The organism is Maribacter algae, assembly GCF_047345745.1.
GTDB lineage: Bacteria > Bacteroidota > Bacteroidia > Flavobacteriales > Flavobacteriaceae > Maribacter.
Window position 1 is genome coordinate 410,912 of sequence record NZ_JBLFES010000002.1, and the last position, 18,678, is coordinate 429,589.

Sequence of the window (18,678 nt, forward strand, 5' to 3'; positions counted from 1 at the left end):
CGGAGAAGGCTGATAAGAAGTCCGAATCCGAAGAGGAAATCATCGTTACGGACGAACAAATGGATAAGTTGGGCATCACCAACAAAGACTATCTCAGTGCTGCATCAAAACGGGCATTACAATGGCCCAAGGATTTAGGTAATGAATGGTTTATAGAATTTAGTAGCCTGCAACCTTTAAAAGGGGACTTGGCCTATGAAGAGGGCGTCGTTCGTAGGGATCCCAGTGCCATGATTTTTGAAAATGGCAAGTACTATGTTTGGTATAGCAGGAGTACGGGACCTTCCCAAGGTTTTGGGGGTGATGTGGAGAAGGATAAGGTTTGGCCTTGGGATAGATGTGATATTTGGTATGCCACATCAGAAGATGGCATTACGTGGAAAGAAGAAGGTATTGCCGTTGCCCGAGGTGAAAAAGGAGCCTATGATGATCGTTCCGTTTTTACAACGGAAATCATGAAATATAAAGACAAATATTATCTCTGTTACCAAGCCGTAAAGTCACCCTACACCGTGCGTGTTAAAAATACAATCGGTCTCGCTTGGTCAGATTCTCCCAACGGACCGTGGACCAAAAGTAAAGAGCCTATTCTTCGCCCGGCCGATAACGGTATTTGGAAGGGCGAAGAGCAAAACCGCTTTATGGTAGAAAAGAAAGGTGATTTTGATAGTCATAAAGTACACGATCCGTGTATCCTACCTTATAAAGGAAAATTCTATCTATATTATAAAGGAGAACAAATGGGCGAGGAAATCACATTTGGCGGCAGACAGATTCGCCATGGTGTCGCCATTGCCGATACCCCGGAAGGGCCTTACGTAAAATCGCCCTATAATCCGATCAGTAACAGCGGTCATGAAATTTGTGTATGGCCCTATAATGGCGGAATTGCCGCTTTAATCACTACGGACGGCCCGGAAAAGAACACCATACAATGGTCTCCAGATGGTGTCAATTTTAATATTGTGGCATCGATCAAGGATGCTCCACATGCTATTGGGCTCAATCGCCACGCCGACAATGAGAAAGAGCCCACCGAAATTCTGCGTTGGGGATTGTCGCACATCTACAATAGTTCGGATTACAACAGTATTATGCGTTTTACGTCAAGAAGAAGAACTTCACATGTAGCAAAAGGCGAAAAAGCGAAATAAAAAAATAAAGAGAACAATCTAAACGATGAGAGCAACGGTTTACGAAGGCAATAAAACCTTTTCGGTCATAGAAAAAGGGGTTGATTCCCCCGAGCATGGAGAAGTAAGAATCAAAGTCGCTTACTCAGGGGTTTGCGGCACGGATGTGCACATCTATCATGGTATGATGGACAAGCGCGTGAACATTCCGGTAACGATAGGACATGAAATGTCCGGCACCATTGATGCCATTGGCGAGGGAGTACATGGTTATGCAATAGGTGAAAAAGTGGTCGTAAGGCCCTTGGATGATCGTGGGGTAAAACCTTCCGATAAGGGTTTTAACCATATTTGTGAGAATTTAAAATTCATCGGAATCGATAGTCCGGGTTCCATGCAGCAATACTGGAACGTACCTGCCTTTACCTTGCATAAATTAAAGACGGATACAGATTTGAAACTGGCAGCGTTAATTGAACCATTATCCGTTGCGGTTCACGATGTTCGGTTAAGTGAATTGAAAGCAGGGGAGACCGCTGTGGTTTTGGGAGGAGGACCCATTGGACTTTTAGTGGCAATGGTCGCAAAAAGAATGGGAGGGAAGGTAATCGTTTCCGAAGTCAATGAAAATAGAATCGCGAAGGCAAAGGAATTAGGATTGAACGCTGTAAATCCCACAAAACTGGATTTGGTAGCTTATGTAAAAGAACAGACCGAAGGTCGCTTGGCCGATGTAGTTTTTGAAGTAGCGGGTGTACAGCCTGCATTAGATGTCATGACCGAATTGGCAGGAATCAGAGGACGAATTTTAATGGTCGCCATCCATGGACAAAAACGGGAAGTAGACCTATTTAAATTCTTTTGGAAAGAATTGAAATTGATAGGGGCAAGGGTTTATGAGAAGGAAGACTACGAAAAAGCGATTGAACTCATTACTAAAAATGAACTCCCCTTTGAACAAATGATTACTGACGTACAACCACTCAGTAATATTCAGAAGGTTTTTGAGGATATTGATAAAAATCCGGACGGAATGAAAGTGTTGATGGATTGTCAACAATAAGTTCAAAGCGCAAAATTTTAAGTTCAAATCAATTATAAGTAAACATACCAAAGGATTTCTTTCTTTAAGGAATTACACAATAAAAAAAGCATAAGTACGAATGGGTATACTAAATCAATTTAGTCTAAAAGGAAAAACGGCTCTTGTGACCGGCTGTAAAAGAGGAATAGGGAAAGCCATGGCGATAGGTTTGGCCGAAGCGGGTGCTGATATCATCGGGGTAAGTGCCTCTTTGGAAAAATATGGCAGCATGGTAGAACAAGAAGTCAAGGGCCTTGGTAGAAAGTTCAAAGCGTATACTTGCGATTTTAGCGACCGAGAAGCCCTGTATGGTTTTGTGAAACAGGTAAAAGATGATTTTCCAAAGATTGATATTCTAGTCAATAATGCTGGGACCATTTTGCGTGCACCTGCAGTGGAACATTCGGATGAATATTGGGACAAGGTTATTGAAGTCAACCAAACGGCACAATTTGTTTTGACGCGAGAGATAGGAAAGGAAATGGTCAAAAGAGGTTCTGGAAAGATAGTTTTCACGGCTTCTTTATTGACTTTTCAAGGAGGGATAACCGTTCCCGGATATGCTGCCAGCAAAGGGGCTATTGGTCAAATGACAATGGCATTTGCCAACGAATGGGCAGGCAAGGGTGTAAATGTAAATGCCATTGCCCCTGGATACATCAATACGGATAATACGGAGGCTCTTCGGAAAAATCCGGAACGAAACGATGCCATTTTAGCCAGGATTCCCGCAAATAGATGGGGACAACCCGAAGATTTTAAAGGTCCTATTGTTTTTCTTTGTTCTGAAGCCTCTAATTATATGCATGGCGGAACCATGTTAGTGGACGGTGGTTGGATGGGACGATAGTCTTATGAAGAATGCTGTGAAACAGTCAGTTGGAACGGAGTAGGAACAATGCCTATTTAAGATGAAACGTCTCGATTACGCTCAACGGGACAATTTTAAAAAGTATCAAAATGCAAACAAACTATAAACTTTATATCAACGGTAGTTGGGTCGATTCCGAAACCGGGAATACCGATACAATTTTAAACCCTTCAAATGAAGAGGCTGTTGGCACGGTCCAAATCGCTTCTGCAAATGATGCGGTCAGTGTCCTAAAAGCTGCCGAAAAGGCTCAAATCGAATGGCGGAGACTTCCGGCAAGGACAAGAGCTGATAAGCTTCGCGCGTTTTGTGCTGAGATTCGGGCGAATGCGGAGGAACTCGCAAGACTAATTACTTCCGAACAAGGGAAACTTTTAAAAGTAGCCCGATTTGAAGTTGAGGTGACCTGTACCTTTATTGAATATGCCTGTGAGTGGGCACGGCAAATTGAAGGTGATATACTGCCTTCGGACAATCCAAATGAACAGATTTGGATCAATAAGGTCCCAAAAGGTGTTGTGGTCGCCATCACTGCCTGGAATTTTCCATTAGCCTTGGCAGGGAGAAAGTTGGGCCCTGCATTGGTCACGGGAAATACGGTGGTCTTGAAACCAACTCCTGACGCCCCCTTATCTACATTAGCCCTTTGCGACCTTGCTAAAAATGCAGGGATTCCGGATGGTGTTGTCAATATGGTAACAGGCGGTGTAGAAGTGGGGAAAACCCTTGTTGAAAGTCCGATAACCAAAATGGTGACGATGACCGGAAGTACACCAACGGGACAGGCAATTATGAAATCTGCCTCCCAAAACCTAACACATGTTCAGTTGGAACTCGGAGGAAAAGCCCCTTGCATTATTTTTGAGGATGCCAATGTGGATATAGCTGTTGCCGGAGCCTTGCACTCCCGTTTTGATAATGCCGGGCAGGTTTGCACCTGTAATGAAAGAATGTATGTTCATGAATCGATTTATGAGGTATTCATGCAGAAGTTCCTTGATAAAGTAAACGAATTGAAATTGGCCGACCCAATGGATTTGACTACGGACATTGGCCCGTTGACTACAAAAGCATCCGTAGAACATATGGAAAAAATGGTTTCGCAAACCGTTGCCTCTGGCGGAAAAATATTAACGGGAGGGAAAAGGCCAAGCAGTGGACAATTTGAGAAGGGATATTGGTTTGAGCCTACAATCATAGGAAACTGTTCCCAGGAAATGGATATTGTACATGAGGAAATATTCGGCCCTGTTTTGCCCGTAATCAAGTTCAAATCTTTTGAAGAAGTTATCGGCTATGCAAATGATTCGGATTTTGGTCTTGCCGCTATGGTTTTTACCAATGACATGAACAAAATCATGCGATTGAACGATGAACTGGAATTCGGGGAAATCTACATTAATCGTGGGCATGGAGAACAACACCAAGGTTTCCATAATGGTTTAAAACTCAGTGGAACCGGGGGAGAGGACGGTAAATACGGATTAGAGCAGTACTTGGAAAAGAAAACATCTTACGTGAAATTCAACGCTTAATGAGTACAAGAATACAAAAGGTAGATTGTAGACTATATAAAGTACCCTTACCTGAAGTAATGAATGATGCCAAGCACGGTGATCATACTCATTTTGAACTGGTTACTACAACGATCACATTGATGGACGGTAGTGAGGGAACGGGATACACCTATACGGGCGGCAAAGGGGGGCATGCTATTAAAGCGATGATAGAGCATGACCTGACCGCTCTGCTATTGGAAAAAGATGGTACCGACATAGATGGAATTTATGATGCTATGGAATGGCACATTCATTATGTAGGCCGTGGAGGAATCGCTTCTTTTGCAGTTTCGAGTATAGATATTGCTTTATGGGATATTAAATGTAAAAAAGCCAAGCAACCCTTATGGAAAATGGCCGGTGGCGAAGGAAATACATGTAAGGCCTATTGTGGCGGTATCGATTTACAATTTCCCATTTCGAAGTTGCTGAAAAATATGGAAGGTTATTTAGCTGCCGGGTTCAACGCAGTTAAAATCAAAATAGGACGTGAAAATCTGGATGAGGATATTGAGCGTATCAAAGCAGTGCGGGAATTTATTGGCCCTGAGGTGACCTTTATGGTCGATGCCAATTATTCAATGACCGTAGAAAAAGCGATTAAAGCAATCGACCGATTTAGGCAGTACGATATTACATGGTTCGAAGAGCCGATCATACCCGATAATTACAAAGGTTTTGCCAAAATCGCGGAGGTGACCAAGTTTCCCTTGGCAATGGGTGAAAATCTACACACTATCCATGAATTTGAATATGCCATGGAGCAAGCAAAACTGTCCTTTATTCAGCCTGATGCTTCTAATTGTGGTGGTATTACCGGATGGTTGGCAGCGGCAAGAATGGCAGCGAAATATAACATTCCGGCGTGTTCGCATGGCATGCAAGAGCTGCATGTAAGTCTGGTTTCTGCGCAACCGAATGCTGGTTGGTTGGAAGTACATAGTTTTCCGATTGACCAATACACCAAAAGACCCTTGGTAGTGGAAAATCAGAGGGCAGTCGCTCCGGAAACCCATGGAATTGGTGTGGAGTTTGATTGGGAAAAATTAAAAGAATTTGAAACATAACTAATCAACTAAATGGCACATATGATATCCGATTTTGCGGTTCACGAAGAAAAAAGTGTTTACCTATATACCTTGAAAAATGATAACGGTATGGTCATTAAGTTGATGAACTATGGTGCGACCATAACCTCTATACATATCCCCGATAAAAATGGAAAGGTTGAAGAAATCGTATGTGGGTTCGATACCTTTGAAAGCTACTTTTCTAAAGAGTACAAAACTAATGCGCCCTATTTTGGGGGTACTGTTGGCCGTTATACCTCACAAATAAAAGACGCAAAATTCATTTTGAACGAAAAAGAATATCGTTTGGCAAAAATTGTAGGTAATAACAACTTACACGGTGGCAAGATCGGGTTTGACAAAATGATATGGGGGGATACGGAAACCTTTGACGGTTTTGAAGAATCATGGGTGAAAATGCGGCGTAAGAGCTCACATATGGAAGAAGGTTTTCCGGGTAACGTATCGGTAGAAGTGAAATTCACTTTAAACAATAAAAATGAACTTCGGATAGATTATTCAGCGGTGTCCGATCAAGATACCCCATTTTCTATGACCAATCACACTTACTTTAATCTATCGGGTTTTGCGGATACGGTTGAAAATCATATCGTTCAGATCCAATCAGATAAAAAACAGGTTTGGGATGATTCGGGTGCTGCGACCGGTGAGAATATTTCAGTAAAAAATGCTCCCGATGATTTGCGAAACCCTAAAGTAATAGGTGAGGTACAGCAGGCTTTAGGTGATGGATTTGAACATTACTACCTTTTTGAAGATAAAGGATTTGTTTTGGATAAAGTAGCTGAAATATATGAACCGAAAAGTGGTAGAATTTTAGAAGTTGCGACTACCGAACCAGGAATGCTTTTCTATACCGGCAAATATACTTCCGATAAACTAAAGCGAGAAACGGGGTTGCAATATGGAAAATACCGTGGATTCTGTTGTGAAACGCATCGCTATCCCAACGGACCAAATATTCACGATTCCCCAAAAAGTATCCTTAAAAAAGGAGAAACATACGACAGCACCACCATTTTTAAATTCAAATGGTAACCAATAGAAACACAGCGAAAACTACTTCCATTTAAAAAAATAGGAGTTTAAGCAAAAAAGTAAACGACCAACTAAAATAAAAAGTTATGACCACAGGAATATTACTTGCCATTTTTGCAGGCCTAATGCTAGGTCTTTATGCCCTTCCGGAGAAATTCACCAAGAATTTTAAATATGAAAATACTTGGAGCCTCTTTTTTCTCCTCACGATGTTCGTGGTGCCGATTATTGCCTCGGCACTTTTGATAGACGGTTTTGAGGAAATCTTTGGAAATATGCCCATGGATATTTGGATAAAGATGGGTTTGTCCAGTTTTCTTTGGGGTATTGGTGTCATGTTATGGAGCAAGGCCATCAACCATATCGGGCTTTCTTTGGGCTTTTCAATATTTATTGGTACGGTCATTTTAGTGGGTTCGCTATTACCTTTTATCGTTGACGGACTTCCTCCCAATAATGTACTGACTTTTATTTTGTTAGGAATCGTTATTGTACTCATAGGTGTTATCCTAAACGGAAAAGCTGGGCTTATCCGCGAAAAAAATGAGGCAACACAGGAGAAAGATGTGAAAGAAACAAGAAAAAGCTCCATGACCATAGGCATTTTAATTGCAGTGCTAGGCGGTTTATTCGCAACGGGCTTTAGCTATGCGAATGCTGCGGGCGCCCCTTATTTGCAGGAAGCTTTGAAAAAATATCATAACGCAGAGTGGATTACCGGTGTAGCGGTAATGTTTCCCATTTTTATTAGTGGGGGCATTGTGATGACCGCTTATTTCCTATGGCAATTGAGTGCTAAAAAAGCCTGGGGAGATTTTAAGACTTCTTCTTTTGGCAGAAATTTCTTTTTGATTTTAATCATGGCGATTTTCCATTATGCGGCTTCGGCACTTTTCGGTTATGCGGCTTCACAACTGGGAGCATCAGGAAATACTGTTGGCTATGCTATTTTTAACACCTCGGCCGTTGTAACAGCAATCGTTAGCGGGTTGATAACCAAAGAATGGGCAAAAGCTTCCGCTAAAGCAAAAACTACATTATATTTAGGACTTGCCTGTATGATTATTGGTATAATAATTATTGCCTACAGTAAGAGTATTGTATAGGAAATAAAATATTTAAAGGTTGAAGAAAAAGTATATTCAAAAGTGTTATTGCTTCAGAGGGAATATTATTAACTAATTTATTTACAGTCAATTAGAATTCGAAAAATGAGACATTGAGTTCTTCGACTTCTTATCATTTAATGAGCATTGGAAAACAGATGATAAATGTGATGTAGGAACATATTTGGATTTTAGGACAAAAATAAAAAGCTGAAGCTCTAATACCTGTTTTTAGAACTCCAGCTTTTTAACTATTGAATATGTTACCGATTAATTGTTTCGATTTAAAAATTCACGCTCAATCTTCCTCTAAGAAAAAACGGTGTTCCTGGAGTAAAAGTAATTTCTTCAACTGGTTCGGCCTCATTGAATAACCTAGTTTCCGTGGCGAATTGTGTTTCGTTCCATTCCGTGTCAAATAGGTTTTCGATAATTATTCCGGCAGACCAATTTTTATTGAAATTGTAGTTGATATTCATATCCGTAACAAAATAACCAATAGCTACTATTGAGTTATCTTCATTGGCAGGCCTGTCATCTACATATCTATAGTTTATTCCACCGGAAAACTTACCTAAGTTTCTAACGGTCAAACCTCCGGTAGAGGTTAGGTCTGGCGCCAAGGGTATAAAGTCTTCCCCATCTGGTTCCTCAATACTTCTGGCGAGTGTATAATTGACATCCGCATTGGCAAATAGCCAATCCGTTAATTGATATCTAATACCAAAATCGACACCATATCTTCTTGATTTTCCGCTAGGTTCAACCACAGCTTCATCCCCTACGTATACAAATTCCTGCTGTAGTCCAAGGCCCCATAGTGCTCCACTGATCACCACCCTGTCGGCAGGTTTGAATACCGTTCCAATATCTACCCCGAAAGCGGAAGGCAAAGTGTCCTCTGTAGCCGTTGGGTCATTTACTACCCGACTGTCATTGGAATGGAACCCAAACCCTGATTTAAGATAAAATTGAAAATTCTGGTTTGGAGTGTATATAGCATTGAATTTTGGACTAACGATTACATCTCCTTCTTGCCTATTGGTAAAAGTAGGTTGTAGAAAATCATTATGACCAAACTTAAAGTAATCCAGTCGTACTCCAGGTACCAAACTCCATTTCTTGGTTTTATAGGTTAAACTTGCAAACCCGTATCCGTTGAACTCATCCACATCGCCAAATGCCAAACGTTCCAAGATTTCTCTTCTATTTCTAGTCCTGGATAACTGTACATCGTTGTTATCGTCATAACGAAAACCGAGACCGCTTTCCAGACTTAACTGGGCATTATGGTCTTCATTATGAAAATTTACATCATATACCGTCTCTGCACCCAATATGGTCCTACTTTCTACTTGCTGTATTTGATCCCCATCCGTTGGGTTGTTGAGGAAAAAAGTAAAGTTTGAAAATAGCTCAAAATCATATTTGGAAAGGTAGGCGGTGGTTTTAATACGTTGATGTTCATCTAACTGTTTCATATGCTTCAACCATATGTTTGAACGACTTGTGTTACCACCTTCTGTACTGTCTATAGCACCAAACCTGGTTATCAACCTTTGCTCCACAGCTCTTTGGGGAATTTGCCCCGAAGCATCCCATCTACTTTGAAAATGTGATACGGATAGGGTGAGTTCTTCATCTTCATAGTTGTTATAATTATAACGACCCATAATATTAAAGCGATTAAAATTTTGGGAAGCGTCAAAAAAACCATCGGTCAGCACTGCTTCCGAAGCAATATATGCGTTGCTATACTCCCCTTCGGATACTTTTAATAGACCAACAGCTCTAAGCGTATTAAATTGACCTGCCTCTACAGTAATGGAACTATTGTCAATTTTATCTTTGATATTTAGGTCAATGTATCCAGCAGTATTAAAGTTCCCTTTATTTGCGTAGTACGGTCCTTTACCAAAATCTATATTGTCAATCGTTTCTGGAATAAGAAAGTGCAAATCTGCATATCCTTGACCATGTGCATGGGAGGGAAGGTTAACGGGTAACCCATCAACGTTGATAGCCACGTCCGTACCATGGTCTACGTCAAAACCGCGCAAGAAGATTTGTTCGGCTTTCCCTCCGCCTGCATGCTGGCCAATAATTAGGCCTGGCACTTTACGCATGACTTCCTGAGATGATTTTACAGGATTCACTCTGACATCAACATTGACCAGTTTGGTCAAGGCATCTACTTTTGAAACCAAGGTTACTTGATCTAGAGAAACAGCTTCTTGCAAAAGCACAATTTTTATCGTTGCATCTAGCTGATTCTCATCTATTGTTAATTTTTGGTTTTGAAAACCAAGACTATTGATCATAATAACATCTCCTACAGAAATATCGTCCAGCTCAAAATAACCTGATACGTTCGTAAAGGCGTACCCGCCAGTAGTTTGGTTGATTATGGATACTCCTTCAACGGGAATGTTCGATTCATCTACAATGGTTCCTTTTAAATCGTGCGCACTGACTGCACCTGTCAATAATATAAAGAATAGGATTAAAATTTTATTTTTCATTAGTGATTTTTTAGAATGGTATGTGATACAATACCATTTATAATTAGATTTAGGTAAGCATACCGTTTCCGTACTCTTTATGGAAAACAGTATGAACCTGCATTAAACGATTCTTTTAAAATCATTTAACGATAGATTGCCTAAATTTTTATGTGTATTGGAATAAAGGGGTAGTCTTTGACTTTTCTGTTGAAGAACAGCTATATAATGTACTACCCGAGTGAATCATATTTTGGAGGTATAATCCATTTTTGAACATACCCTTCATTTAAACTATCGCCATTGTAGGCAATGATTTTTGGAAAAGTTTCAACAATGGATGCGTAAGGCATCTTGATTTGTAAGATTACGATGTGCTTGTCTATTTTTAATTTTGGTTGAGAATCATTTTCGTAAGGCCTGTTATCTTCTACATTATCGAAAAGTGAATTGAATAAATCAATCAAATCATGATGGTGGGCCAGCGAATCATGTTCTTGTCGATTGCTCAAATGAGTATCATAATCGTGTTTATGAGAATTACTATTTGAGTATTCCAAATTATTAACGGTCTCTCCGTGATGTGCTAAGTCATGAGACCATTTTGCTATCTGTGTATGTAAAGGGCCGAAGATGTAAAGCATACTTATGAGTATTGCAAGACCTCTTATTATGGCAGATTTATTTTTATTTTCTTTTATAGTGCCCATTTTATCACTACGGATATTTATAATACCCATTCCATTAACAGTACTTAATTATGGATAAAACAAGAGAATTTAAAACTCTAATAGAAAAATAATATGTTAAGAGTGAATTTTAAGGGTTGAGCGGTAGTTTTTTTATTATATATATTTCAATATTAGAATCTTTTTTCCTTTTAAAATTCACTTTTAACGAAAAAAATCTTTGATGAAGAAATTAGTTTTTATGGATTGTGATAGAAAGGTTATTTTTAGTTCACTACTAACTTGATCAAGAACGCAATACCTTTTAATAACCTAATATTTATGATGAATCCTAAATCTAACTTTGCATTGACCGGAAGCCAAATGAAAATCTGGAGCGGACAAACGTTCAATAAAAGTTCCCCCTTATACAACATGGTATTAACGTTTGAAATAAATGGAGAAATTCAAGTCCCCATATTCGAGAAGGCCATTCAAATTTTAATAAATTCAAATGATATTTTTAGACTGCATATCGTTATCAGTAATGGGATTCCTGAACAAAGAGTTTTTGATACGGTCAAAAGCCCTCTCGAATATATAGATTTTTCAGATAAAGGAGATTCTTCAAAGTTATACTCTACATGGGTGAAGGACAATAAAGCAAGGCTTTTTAAAACCGAAGAGCTATTGTATCATGCTGCCCTATGTAAAATTGATACTTATAAATTTGTTTTTTACTTTAACCAACATCACTTAATTACAGATGGTTGGTCCATGAAATACATTTATGATGAACTGAATGGAATTTATAAATCTCTTTTGGACAATAAAGAGGAGAATACCAATAAAACAGATGCTTTTGAAGTATATGCAAAAGAAAACTCTTATCGCCTTGAAGAAATAGTTACTCCTTTTTGGAAACTTAGATTGGACAACATTAATGAAGTTCCGTCATTATATGGTGTAACCGAACAACCTGTTTCCACTGCCGCCAGCAGAATTACCTTTACTTTGGGTAAAGATCGTACCAGAAAGTTAAAAGCTCTGGCTTTGGAGAAAGAATTGAGGGCCTGGACTGTAGAGCTTGCTTTATCCAATATTTTTTTAACCGTAGTAGCTACATTGATTTCAAAAATAGGGGATAATGATAAATTTTCAATTGGAGTTCCTTACCACAACAGATTCAATCCCAAGGATACCAGAATTGCCGGTTTGCTGATGGAACTCTTTCCTGTAGCCACAGAAATAACCGATGATGAAAGCTTTATCAGCTTACATGAAAAGATTAAAAAAGAATCTTTTGAAGTAATAAAGAATCTTGTTAATGCCAAGCCACCGATAGCTCTTTTAAAATCCTTTAATGTTCTTTTAAATTACATTCCAGTAGATTTTGGTGATTTCGCAGGGATGTCTACAAAAGTAGATTGGTTATTGTCGGGGCACATAGACCCTAACCACCCAATGCGAATCCAGATTCATGATTTTAATAATGAAGAGGATTTTACCTTTTTGATCGATTTGAACCATGAATTTTTTTCGGAAAAACAAATGACTTATGTACAACAGCACTTTATTAAAACAATAGACGCTTTTATAAATGACAAGAATAAAAAAATAAGAAAGTTGAATATTATCAGCGAACACGAGGTCGCTCAAATTAAAAAGTGGAATGTTACAAAAGTTCCCTATGATCAAAACGAAATTTTAATTACTAAGTTCTATCAGCAAGTTGAAAAAACACCTGATAGCCCTGCGTTGGTTTTTAATGGGAAATCAATGACCTACAATAAGCTTAACCAAAAATCCAACCAAGTTGCACACTTTCTAATTGATCATGGGGTAAAAAAAAATGATTTAATAGCGATAAGCGCGGACAGGTCATTTTCCATGATGGTCTTTATTTATGGTATTGTAAAATCTGGAGCAGCTTACTTGCCCATCGATAGGGACACCCCTGTAGAAAGAGTAAAGTTCATATTGAAAAGTGCTTCTTCCAAAATACTCTTCTACAATCATAAAAAACTGGATGTAAATAACATTGAGGGCATCAATTTATTTGATATGAACGATATCCGAAAACAAGTTTCAAGCCGTAATAACAAAAATCCTTCGGTAAATATAAATCCTAACGATTTAGCATATGTTATTTACACTTCGGGTAGTACCGGGGAACCAAAAGGGGTAAAATGCCATCATAGTGGAATTTGTAATAGATTAAATTGGATGAACAGTTACTATCCAATCACTACAGAAGATGTGTTTTTACAAAAAACACCAATAACATTTGATGTATCTGTTTGGGAATTATTTTGGCCTTTGCAGCAAGGCGCAAAATTGATTTTGGAAATACCCGACGGACATAAAGACCCGAACAAAATTGTAAAAACTATAATAGAAGAAAAGGTTACGGTTATTCATTTCGTTCCCTCAATGCTCAATATTTTCATTGAAACAAGAGAGGTACAGAATTGTACATCCTTAGAAAAAATATTTTGCAGTGGGGAAGCTTTGTCATCTACAACTGTAGCCAAAACCCATAAGATGTTAGGAGGGGAAATTTATAATTTGTACGGACCTACCGAAGCATCTATTGACGTCACCAGTTGGCATTGTAAACGGGATAGTGACGTTAAGAACATTCCCATTGGTTATCCTGTAGACAATACACAAATATATATATTGGGAGATGACCTTAATCTACTTCCAATAGGTGTTGCCGGTGAATTACATATTGGGGGTGTCCAAGTAGCTAAAGGTTATGTAGAGAGGGAAGGTTTGACCCATGAAAAATTCATAAAAAATATGTTTTCTTCAAATCCAAAAGCAAAATTGTACAAAACAGGGGATTTGGCAAGATACAGACCGGACGGCGCCATTGAGTACATAGGCAGAATGGATAATCAAGTAAAATTACGTGGTCTCAGGATAGAACTTGGGGAAATCGAAAAGAGTATTGAAAAATTAAGTAATGTAACTCAGGCAGTAGTTGTAATGCAACAACAGAATAATGGGCATGATTATCTGGTTGCCTATTACACTGGTGAAGCAATCAATGAAGAAAAGATTTCAAATGGGTTAAGGCGGTCTTTGCCAGAATATATGATTCCTTCTTTCTATGTGTATTTGGATAAATTCCCACTTTCTTCAAGTGGTAAAATCGATAGAAAAAGGATGCCCTTGTATGATATATCAGAAATTTCATTTGATGGGATCACTACACCACCTACCAATGAAATAGAGGAAATTGTTTTTTCCGTTTGGAAAGAAGTTTTACAAACCGATGCAATCGGGATTCATACAAATTTTATTCAAATAGGAGGCAACTCCCTTAATGCTATGGTAATAACCTCTAGGTTGAGGGAGGCTTTTGAGTTAGATTTATCCATTGCCAACATATTTACCTACCCCACAATTATGGAATATGCCAAATACGTGGAAGATACCATAACTAAATTATTAGATGAAAAATGATGCTAGCTTCTTCAGGACGTATTGTTTACTATCGTTTTTATAAAAAAAATCTCTTTAATAGTTTAGAACCCTTTTGTTCAATAAAAATATAGGTGAAGTAGGAGTATACTATACATACTATAATGGTTAGCAAAAAGACAAACAGGTAGGCATAATCATTATTGGGCATATTCAAAAAACGAAAAGAAAGCCTAGGTACTACGAGCACTAAAAGGTAGTGATTCAGATATAGTGAATATGATATTTTTCCTAAAAATTGAGTTTTTTTGGAATTCAACATTTTGGAGAGAGGCCCGTTGGACCAAAGAAAGACTAGAATCAGGAAAGCAAAAGTCAACGGGATGGTTACATCAAAAAAAATGCTCAAAGAACTATTCCTACTTTCAGACAACCCATAAAAGGCCATAACCAAAATAATGGGAACTATATATTCTACATATCCTATCGTTTTCTTTTTAATTAAGCTCAGTTCCCAAACAAAATAGCCCAAAAGAAAGGAAACCATCCCTCTTAAAAAACCATAATCACCAATTTTAAAAAGTGTTCCATGTTTCAGCAGAAAAGTACTAGCTAGAATTATTGTTATAAAAAATATTATTCTTCTGGTTTTCGCATTGCAGAAAATCGTTATAAGACCAAATACTATATATGAGATCATTTCTGATGAAATAGACCATGAAGGGGTGTTCATGCCAGACGAGCTGCCCAGTATTGGTGTAGAATTGGTAAACAATAAAGAATCTACCGTTTTCATTAACATGGAATCCAAACTATTATCAGAATCCAAGAGGTCTGGAAAAAGATACATGGTAAGAACCCTAAATAAAAAATAAATAGAAACCGTAAATAGAAGTAGTGGATATAACCTAATAAAACGTTTTTTTAAATAAATCCAAAGTCCCTTGTAACTGTTTAAGGAATTGTAATTGTAAGCGATAACGAAGCCACTTAAAACAAAGAAGAAGTCTACGAAAACGTAGGATTGTCTGAATATGAAAAAGTTATAAAAATAATCTGGCAAAAAATCCTTTGGATAATGATATATAAGGACCATTAGGCTAAAAATGCCCCTTAGGCCGTCCAGTTTGGTTAATCTCATTTTAGATGATTATGCATTTAAAACTCCATATACCTGATAGAAGTTCTTTTTTTGCTAAAAGAAGTGTTTTATATATTTAGGATGATATTCTTTCTTTTAAATAGGTAATGATATGATGAACCGTCATAAAATTTTCAATGGTCATGTCTTCCGGTTCTACTTTTATTTGGTACTCGTTCTCAATAAAAAATACCAGTTTCATCATTCCCAAAGAAGACACAAGACCAGATCCCAATAAGTCATCATGAATTTCTAAGTCTTCTTCCAATTCCTCATTTGCCAATTCAGTAGTAATATATTCTATTATTTTATCTTCCATTTTATGGTACTAAATTCTTTTCGATTTGTTTTCTATCAATTTTGCCGGTAGCTGTTCTAGGTAAAAAATCCACTATGACTATTTTTTCCGGTATGGCATAGCTCGGTAGGTATTTTTTGCAAAAAGAGCTTATCTCCTTTACTTCTATATCGGATTCCTCATTTAACTGTACGGCTGCCAAGAGTGATTTTTTATCATCTACCCCTAAAACGATTACAGCAGCTTCTTTAACTTGGTCTGACTTCATCAAGATATTTTCAATCTCGTCAATTTCGACCCTATGCCCCCTAATTTTTATTTGCCTGTCCTTTCTTCCTAGAAAAATCAATTCTCCTCGCTCATTCTGTTCCACAAGGTCGCCAGTGCGGTAATACACTGCTTCTACGCCTCTTGCTACAGGTTCCTTATAGAAGGATTTTTCCGTAAGTTCCTCATTGTTCCAATACCCTTTCATCATAGTTCCTGACCTGACCACTAAAAGCCCTTGATTCCCATAGGACACTTCATGGTCTTGCGCATCCAGAATTTTGAATTCGGTATTTTCCCAAACATTACCAATAGGTATGGGAGCATCTGTTGCAGGAGGTACCTCAAAATTATAATTAGTACATTGATTAAGTTCTGTAGGCCCATAAATGTTGCTGTACTTTTTATTCGGCCAAATGTTCATGAGTCTGCGTAAGTGTTTGGTCGGGAAGATTTCTCCTGAAAATAGGATCCATTTTAGGGAGTCGAAATTCCTTTTTTCCAGGTTTCTACCATTAAGTAACTGCATCAATATCAAAGGCACCGAAAACCAAACCGTAAGTTTTTCTTCCTCCATTATTTCTGCCAGACTTGCAGTTAATTTCAAGTGCATATCAGAAATGATAACAGTTGTGGCTCCAACCAATGGAGCCGAAAAATATCCAAGAGTAGAAGGATCAAAGTGTAGAGGTGCCGTTATAGCTATCTTATCATTAGAATTGAATTTATAACAATCAATGACAAGTTTCGCAAAGTTCAGCGCACTGTAATGCGTGTGCATTATTCCCTTTGGCACCCCGGTACTACCGGAGGTATAAAGAATGTAGGCCAAATCTTGATCAACCACTTTTATTGGAACGTAGTTTTCCGTGGAAATTTGGAAAATATTTTCCCAGCCTATACAAACATCTAAATTTATTGTGGAGGTTCCGATAATACTTTTAAGATTTGTATTATCGGCAATTATTTTTTTAACTTTTTTATTTTGGTTATCGGTTGTAACCAAATGGTCTATATTACAATCCTTGATAAGAAAATTAGTACGCTCCGTTGGTGCAAAAGAATCCAATGGCACATAACACCCTCCAGATTTTAAAATACCGTAAACCGCTATTGTCGTTTCCAAACAACGATTCATAAATATACCTATCCTGTCTCCTTTTTTTACTCCTTTTTGTGATAAGTAAAAAGCTAATTTGTTCGCTTTTTCATTCAGTTCTTTATAAGTGATACTTTCAGATAAAAATCTAAAAGCCTCTTTGTTTGGAAAATTTAGGGCTGCTTTCTCTAAAATATGATGTAAGGTGAATATCAAAAGTCAGTTTTTTAAAGTCCTAAAAGTTTAGCTATAATATTCCTTTGTATATCTGAAGTGCCTGCATAAATAATACCTCCTATGGCGTCTCTTAAATCTCGCTCTATTTCATTTTGCGATAAATAACCGGCACCACCATGTAACCTAATGGTATCCATGCTAGAGGATACAAAATCCTCACTTAATTGTAGTTTTAACAGTGCAGCCTCCAACATCGCCGATTTCCCCTGATTTTTTAACCAAGCGACCTTATAAAGTAATAATCTTGAAGTTTCCAATCTAAGTTTCATATTGGCAATTCTGTTGGACACCGATTGAAACTCACTTATCTTTTTGTCAAATTGTTTTCTGTTTTTAACAAAATTTATAGCCGTTTCCAGTTGCCTTTCCATAGCACCTAATTGACTTGCCAGAATGCTACATCTGTCATGTTCAAGAGAGTGATTGGTAATGGCCCAACCTCCGCCTTCTTTTCCTAGCCTACAGGCTTCCGGTATGAAACAGTCTTTAAAAAAAAGGTCACCGATCGGAACCGTTCTGAGTCCCATTTTTTCTTTGTTCTCAGAAATCTTTAAACCCTTTGTATTTCTTTTGACAAGAAAAGCCGTTATTCCCCATTTTCCCAATTTAGGATTGGTTGTGGCAAAAACCAGTAAAACGTCTGCTACGGGCGCTAACGTAATGAGACATTTTTCCCCATTTAGCAAATACCCTCCATCTACCTTTTCTGCTTTCAGTTGCATGCTGAACACATCTGAACCGGCATTTGGTTCTGTTAATGCATGGGACGCGATACATTTCCCGGAAGAAAGTGCGGGTAAATATTCTTTTTTTTGATCTATAGAACCAAATTGGGCTATTGGTAGTTGCACGGTCCACATTTGAGCACTCAATGCAAATGGTAATCCGTTATCGGTATATCCGTAACCAAGGCCCTCCATGGCCAAGGTAGCGCCAAGTATATCTATTTCTTTATTAGTTCTATTGTATTCTTTGGGGATCGCAAGATCCAATAATCCAAAATCCGCACATTTCTGCCAATCGTCCTTAGAAAAAGTACAATTCTTATCTGCCTCTGTAAAGGTGTTGCCCAACCGGGATTGCGCAAACTCTATAACTTCTTTTTTATAGTTCTCGTGTTCCTCTTTCCAAGAAAAATCCATTCTTGTTTGAT

At 38.2% G+C, this 18,678-nt stretch carries 14 protein-coding genes; 8 read left to right on the plus strand and 6 right to left on the minus strand.

The window, feature by feature from the left end:
- The first annotated feature begins 59 nt into the window (after positions 1 to 59).
- The 7 genes from ACKWBX_RS08915 (at position 60) to ACKWBX_RS08945 (ending at position 7,882) form a co-directional block, all read left to right on the plus strand.
- Positions 60 to 1,154 (plus strand): glycoside hydrolase family 117 protein, encoded by a 1,095-nt coding sequence (locus ACKWBX_RS08915; RefSeq protein WP_413968870.1) that lies wholly within the window; start codon positions 60 to 62, stop codon positions 1,152 to 1,154.
- Between the two features lie 25 nt (positions 1,155 to 1,179).
- Positions 1,180 to 2,196 carry a zinc-dependent alcohol dehydrogenase gene (locus ACKWBX_RS08920; RefSeq protein WP_413968326.1) on the plus strand — a complete coding sequence of 339 codons (1,017 nt, stop codon included), beginning with the start codon at positions 1,180 to 1,182 and terminating at the stop codon, positions 2,194 to 2,196.
- A gap of 106 nt (positions 2,197 to 2,302) precedes the next feature.
- Entirely contained in the window at positions 2,303 to 3,067 is a 765-nt protein-coding gene (locus ACKWBX_RS08925) for an SDR family NAD(P)-dependent oxidoreductase (protein ID WP_413968871.1), read from the plus strand.
- Between the two features lie 110 nt (positions 3,068 to 3,177).
- Positions 3,178 to 4,623, plus strand: coding sequence for an aldehyde dehydrogenase (gene aldA, locus ACKWBX_RS08930; protein ID WP_413968327.1), 1,446 nt, complete (start codon positions 3,178 to 3,180; stop codon positions 4,621 to 4,623).
- Positions 4,623 to 5,714 (plus strand): mandelate racemase/muconate lactonizing enzyme family protein, encoded by a 1,092-nt coding sequence (locus tag ACKWBX_RS08935; RefSeq protein ID WP_413968328.1) that lies wholly within the window; start codon positions 4,623 to 4,625, stop codon positions 5,712 to 5,714. Before aldA ends, ACKWBX_RS08935 begins: the two co-directional genes overlap by 1 nt.
- 12 nt (positions 5,715 to 5,726) lie before the next feature.
- Entirely contained in the window at positions 5,727 to 6,776 is a 1,050-nt protein-coding gene (locus tag ACKWBX_RS08940; protein ID WP_413968329.1) for an aldose epimerase family protein, read from the plus strand.
- An 86-nt stretch (positions 6,777 to 6,862) separates the two neighbouring features.
- A complete protein-coding gene (locus ACKWBX_RS08945; protein WP_413968330.1) occupies positions 6,863 to 7,882 on the plus strand; it encodes an L-rhamnose/proton symporter RhaT in 1,020 nt (339 codons plus the stop codon).
- A 284-nt stretch (positions 7,883 to 8,166) separates the two neighbouring features.
- Here the strand turns inward: ACKWBX_RS08945 and ACKWBX_RS08950 are convergent, their stop codons facing one another.
- Both ACKWBX_RS08950 and ACKWBX_RS08955 read right to left on the minus strand, forming a co-directional pair.
- A complete protein-coding gene (locus ACKWBX_RS08950; protein WP_413968331.1) occupies positions 8,167 to 10,404 on the minus strand; it encodes a TonB-dependent receptor in 2,238 nt (745 codons plus the stop codon).
- Positions 10,405 to 10,616: 212 nt separating this feature from the next.
- Positions 10,617 to 11,027 carry a hypothetical protein gene (locus ACKWBX_RS08955; protein ID WP_413968332.1) on the minus strand — a complete coding sequence of 137 codons (411 nt, stop codon included), beginning with the start codon at positions 11,025 to 11,027 and terminating at the stop codon, positions 10,617 to 10,619.
- A 366-nt stretch (positions 11,028 to 11,393) separates the two neighbouring features.
- Between ACKWBX_RS08955 and ACKWBX_RS08960 the strand changes: the two genes are divergently transcribed.
- A complete protein-coding gene (locus ACKWBX_RS08960) occupies positions 11,394 to 14,525 on the plus strand; it encodes an amino acid adenylation domain-containing protein (RefSeq protein WP_413968333.1) in 3,132 nt (1,043 codons plus the stop codon).
- A 37-nt stretch (positions 14,526 to 14,562) separates the two neighbouring features.
- Here the strand turns inward: ACKWBX_RS08960 and ACKWBX_RS08965 are convergent, their stop codons facing one another.
- The 4 genes from ACKWBX_RS08965 to ACKWBX_RS08980 all read right to left on the minus strand — a co-directional run bounded on the left by ACKWBX_RS08965 (position 14,563) and on the right by ACKWBX_RS08980 (position 18,667).
- Positions 14,563 to 15,624, minus strand: a complete 1,062-nt coding sequence (locus ACKWBX_RS08965; RefSeq protein ID WP_413968334.1) for an acyltransferase family protein — start codon at positions 15,622 to 15,624, stop codon at positions 14,563 to 14,565.
- A gap of 76 nt (positions 15,625 to 15,700) precedes the next feature.
- Positions 15,701 to 15,943, minus strand: a complete 243-nt coding sequence (locus ACKWBX_RS08970) for an acyl carrier protein (protein WP_413968335.1) — start codon at positions 15,941 to 15,943, stop codon at positions 15,701 to 15,703.
- A 1-nt stretch (position 15,944) separates the two neighbouring features.
- Positions 15,945 to 17,504: an amino acid adenylation domain-containing protein gene (locus tag ACKWBX_RS08975; RefSeq protein WP_413968336.1), complete on the minus strand. Its 1,560-nt coding sequence runs from the start codon at positions 17,502 to 17,504 to the stop codon at positions 15,945 to 15,947.
- A gap of 11 nt (positions 17,505 to 17,515) precedes the next feature.
- Positions 17,516 to 18,667, minus strand: a complete 1,152-nt coding sequence (locus ACKWBX_RS08980; protein WP_413968337.1) for an acyl-CoA dehydrogenase family protein — start codon at positions 18,665 to 18,667, stop codon at positions 17,516 to 17,518.
- Positions 18,668 to 18,678: the final 11 nt, after the last annotated feature.